Here is a 2,791-nt window from a genome sequence, read left to right as displayed (position 1 = left end):
AGAAAAGCAGAGATCACAGTTATGGTAAATGAGCAGCAAGCTATGAAAATCATTCAAGGTTCAAAAGTAGTTACAGTTCAAGATCTTGCCAGACAAACAGGAGTCAAAATTTCTGCAGCAAATAGATTCCTAAAAGAAGCTGCAATCAAAGGAACTGTAAAAAAAGTGGGCGGATACTCAGGACATCATTTGTATCAAGCAGCATCCTCATAGATACAAAAAACATCACCAGATTTCACATCTTTTAAGGCATCAATATTTTCACCCAATTGTCCAATAGGAGTCATAGTTTTTCCAGACGCAATATCATTGATAAAAAAACAGATACTACCAGTTGAAGGCAAAAATGCTACATCGCCTTTTTTAAATTCAGATCTTGATCTTTCAATTCCAGAATCAATATTAGTTTCAAAATAAAAAATACTATTTCCTAACTGATGAGCATGTCCTTCCAACGGTAATGATCTCATAATAATTCCAACAGTTTTTGGAGATAGATGACGTTTAAGATCACATTGGATTTTTGCTTTTCCACGAATTTCCAAAATGAGTTGTTTTTTCGAGACTGAAGATGTACTCAATTCGTACATTAAACTGATTAGATTATATAACGTTTTAAGAAAAATTCGTTACTTGTCTGATACTGAAGAAATTGAAGTGTTAGAGGTTGCTCCAGAATCCGAAGAACTTCTAGATGTTGAACCAGAGGAAAACGCAGGATTAAACAAAGCAATTGATACTTATCGAAAATTAATTGAAAAAAATGACGGTATAGAACCACTAACTGAAAAAGAACAGGAAAATCTAGAGAAAAGAATCAAAGAGATTGAAGAAAGAGAAGTGGTAGAGAGAATTGAAGAACACGAACCAATAGAAATTCCATGTGAAAAAGGAAAGATTACAATCGGACCACCAACATTGACAAGATTTGAAAAAGCAAGAATAATGGGAGCAAGAGCATTACAATTATCATTAGGAGCACCGCCATTCATTCCAATTCCAAAGAATGCAAGAATATCATTAGATATTTCAATGGAAGAATTAGAACAAAGAGTAATTCCAATTACAATTAGAAGGGTGTTACCAAATGGGGATTACCAAAACATACCAATTGACTATTTTGATAGATGAACCTATCGTCGATAAAACTTAAAAGAACATAAAATTGCTAATTATTGAATAATGCTCATGGAAGAATCAATTGAAACGTATGGTCAAGAGCAGACCGCAAAGTCTGAAGATACCATAATAAATATTGGAAATGATCCTGTAATGCAATCAGCTATTGACGTACTGCCAATTTTAGGGAAAAAAAATAGAGTGATTCTAAAATCTAGAGGAAATTCAATTCCAAATGCAGTGGCTGTGGCCAACATCATAACAGAAAAAATGTTAAATGGAAATTCAAAAATTGAAAAAATTTATTTGGATACAGTGGCAGCAGCTGGAATTGGAAATATGACATCTACGATAGAAATTATTTTAATTAAAATCTAGTAAACGCTTCCAGGGCCTTTTAGAAGCATGTTTTCACATTCTTTGCATACTTGTTCATCAATGTTTGATTCCAGGTTATGATGAATCTCACAAATCAACAAGCTGGATTTGATGTAATTACATAATCCAATGAATTTTGAAAGACTTGATGGAGTGTATGCCATGTCTGATGAAAGATTATCACTCAACTCATCAATCATAATCGCAACTTGTTTTTCTGCCAATAGTTTTGCAATAAGAGAAGGGTCACCTCTAGTACCTCTGATGTAATTACTAATTGCTGCTTGTGTAACACCAAGCATTTTAGAAATTTCATCTTCTCTAATATTATGTTCTTCAGCAAGTTTTTTGGCCAAAATAGCACGTAATGCTGGAATCAGAGTTTTAGATTCTATTTCTGCAGGAAGTAACATTAATCTCAAGAACTTGATAAAGAATTTAAAGCTTCCAACAAAATGTCCAACCATTCAGACTCAGAGTTAGGCATAGCTATTTTAATTTCAAAAGAATTGAAAATGCATTGGATGAACTTTTTAAAAATATTTACAAAGTTTTAGAAGAGTCTTGCAACTCGTGTCAATCAAATTTAATTTCATTGTCTGGAGGACTAGACAGTACGATAATTGCACATTTTCTAAAAAATAAAAAACCGAAAGCTGTTGCAGTTATTGCAGAAGACTTTGTTTCAACAGATCTGACATATTGTCAAATAGTTTCAAAGGATATGGGTTTAGATTTATCAATAGTCAACGTAAAGACAGCGGTAATTCTTGAAGCAATCGAGGAAACAATAAAAATTTTAAAAAATTTCAACGACATTGAGATTCGAAATAATGTTGTGATGTATCTTGCAATAAAATGGGCAAAAGATAAAGGCGAAAAATCAATCATCACAGGAGATGGTGCTGATGAATTGTTTGCAGGGTATAGTTTTTTGATAAATAAATCAGAAGAAGAGTTAGAAAAAGAGATCAAACGAGTATGCTCAGTAATGCACTTTCCTACACAGGAAATTGGAAAGGCATTGAGAGTAAACATAGAATCTCCATTTCTAAATGAATCAGTAATCAGTCTTGCCAATAAAATTCCAGTCAGTCTCAAAGTAAGAGAAGAGAACGGTAAAAACATGGAAAGTGGATTTTACGCAAAACCTTTGAAAAAGTCATTCCAAAACAGATTGTGTGGAGGGAAAAATCACCCATGCAAGATGGTTCTGGAACTGCAGGTCTGACAAATTTGTTTGAATCGGTAATCAATGAAGAGACATTTGTGGAGAAGAAATTAACAGTAGAAA

Annotated in this window: 5 protein-coding genes and 2 pseudogenes; 5 read left to right on the top strand and 2 right to left on the bottom strand. The window is 33.1% G+C overall.

The window, feature by feature from the left end; translation table 11 throughout:
• Nucleotides 1-213: pseudogene (locus tag BD31_RS02930) on the top strand (MarR family transcriptional regulator); the annotation flags it as partial.
• Here the strand turns inward: BD31_RS02930 and BD31_RS02925 are convergent.
• Nucleotides 195-590, bottom strand: coding sequence for a cyclophilin-like fold protein (locus tag BD31_RS02925; RefSeq protein ID WP_008298277.1), 396 nt, complete (start codon nucleotides 588-590; stop codon nucleotides 195-197). The pseudogene BD31_RS02930 and the gene BD31_RS02925 sit on opposite strands and share 19 nt — an antisense overlap.
• Nucleotides 591-633: 43 nt before the next feature.
• On the opposite strand from BD31_RS02925, the gene BD31_RS02920 reads away from it, so the two are divergent.
• Both BD31_RS02920 and BD31_RS02915 read left to right on the top strand, forming a co-directional pair.
• Complete coding sequence (locus BD31_RS02920) at nucleotides 634-1,131, top strand: DNA-directed RNA polymerase subunit K (RefSeq protein WP_008298286.1); 498 nt, start codon at nucleotides 634-636, stop codon at nucleotides 1,129-1,131.
• 51 nt (nucleotides 1,132-1,182) lie between these two features.
• Nucleotides 1,183-1,497, top strand: coding sequence for a ribonuclease P subunit p25 family protein (locus BD31_RS02915; protein ID WP_048097393.1), 315 nt, complete (start codon nucleotides 1,183-1,185; stop codon nucleotides 1,495-1,497).
• Here BD31_RS02915 and BD31_RS02910 read toward each other — a convergent pair.
• The gene (locus BD31_RS02910; protein WP_048097395.1) at nucleotides 1,494-1,910 is read right to left on the bottom strand and encodes a transcriptional regulator; all 417 of its coding nucleotides are present in this window, start codon (nucleotides 1,908-1,910) and stop codon (nucleotides 1,494-1,496) included. The two genes, BD31_RS02915 and BD31_RS02910, sit on opposite strands and share 4 nt — an antisense overlap.
• 107 nt (nucleotides 1,911-2,017) lie before the next feature.
• Here BD31_RS02910 and BD31_RS02905 point away from each other — a divergent pair, with 107 nt between their 5' ends.
• Together BD31_RS02905 and BD31_RS10660 are read left to right on the top strand one after the other, a co-directional pair.
• Complete coding sequence (locus tag BD31_RS02905; protein ID WP_008298281.1) at nucleotides 2,018-2,728, top strand: asparagine synthase C-terminal domain-containing protein; 711 nt, start codon at nucleotides 2,018-2,020, stop codon at nucleotides 2,726-2,728.
• Nucleotides 2,677-2,791: pseudogene (locus tag BD31_RS10660) on the top strand (asparagine synthase); the annotation flags it as partial. The gene BD31_RS02905 and the pseudogene BD31_RS10660, both read left to right, overlap by 52 nt.

This window comes from Candidatus Nitrosopumilus salarius BD31 (assembly GCF_000242875.2).
Taxonomy (GTDB): Archaea; Thermoproteota; Nitrososphaeria; order Nitrososphaerales; family Nitrosopumilaceae; genus Nitrosopumilus; species Nitrosopumilus salarius.
This window is presented reverse-complemented; position numbering and strand designations above follow the sequence as displayed.

Bases quoted from the DNA above. Each gene is read 5' to 3' on its own strand.
- BD31_RS02910 (WP_048097395.1), bottom strand. From the start codon at position 1,910: ATGTTACTTCCTGCAGAAATAGAATCTAAAACTCTGATTCCAGCATTA.
- BD31_RS02925 (WP_008298277.1), bottom strand. From the start codon at position 590: ATGTACGAATTGAGTACATCTTCAGTCTCGAAAAAACAACTCATTTTG.
- BD31_RS02915 (WP_048097393.1), top strand. From the start codon at position 1,183: ATGCTCATGGAAGAATCAATTGAAACGTATGGTCAAGAGCAGACCGCA.